This window comes from Slackia equolifaciens, assembly GCF_003725995.1.
GTDB classification, from domain to species: Bacteria; Actinomycetota; Coriobacteriia; order Coriobacteriales; family Eggerthellaceae; genus Slackia; species Slackia equolifaciens.
In genome coordinates, this window is the sequence record NZ_QIBX01000044.1 from 1 (window position 1) to 825 (window position 825).

At 63.0% G+C, this 825-nt stretch carries 1 protein-coding gene and 1 pseudogene; both read right to left on the reverse strand.

Going from position 1 to position 825, the window contains the following annotated elements; genetic code table 11:
• The coding region (locus DMP06_RS11365) for a transposase (RefSeq protein WP_148042534.1) at positions 1-119 on the reverse strand (119 nt) is incomplete at its 3' end.
• A gap of 208 nt (positions 120-327) precedes the next feature.
• A pseudogene (locus DMP06_RS11930) lies at positions 328-552 on the reverse strand (transposase); the annotation flags it as partial.
• Between the last annotated feature and the right edge of the window lie 273 nt (positions 553-825).

An 825-nucleotide genomic window follows, 5' to 3' on the forward strand; every position in this document is an offset into this window, starting at 1 on the left:
GAGTGGCCCAGATCGTACTCCCGCTCGATCTCGGACGGCGGCTTGCCAGCGTTGTACAGGTCGACGATCTGGCGCTTGAACTCGTCGGTGAAGCGCCGGGGGTGCTTCGGGTCGGCCATGCCCCCCCCCCTCCTTCCGAAGGTCCTCATGAAACTGTCCCGTTAAGTGTAGCCAATCCAATCTCGAGCGCGGCACGCCCAGCATGCGGCACATCGCCCCGACGGGGAAGGAGCCCTCCTCCGCCTCGATCAGGCGGCAGCGCTCGGCTACCCCTGGTTCGCGGCGAAGAAGGAGGCCGCTTTTTTTTAGGAACTCGTTCTCCATCCTCAGCCGCTCGACCTCCTTGCGCAGCGCCCGGACCTCGGCCGCCTGGGAGCGCTCGTCGTCGGTCAGGCCGCGCGCCTGGATCCACTTCCCGATCGTCCTGTGCGGGACGCCCAGGTCGTCGGCGCACTCGCGCTGGGTCTTGCCGCTCTGGAGGTAGTAGTCGACGGCGTTCGCCTTGAACTCCTCGGTGTACTTCGCGGGCCTTCCCGGCCTTCTTCCGTCCATGTCGGCCTCCTGCCTTCTCGATGCCTGAAGATTGCCCCCTGCGGGGATTTTGGGCAACTCCGTGTCCAGAAAGAAGATACAGCTCAAACCGGACCCCCTGAAAAAGTGCTAATGACGCCTTTTTCGAACCGGGCGACCCGGAAAGAGGATCGCGTGCCGAAAGTTGGTGTCACGGGCCGCTTTGAAGGAGAAGCGGCCATTGCCTAGAATCGATCGTTGCGAAGGTAACCGATTCGAGAGAAAGGCAACGGCCACCATGGACACTCTACAGGA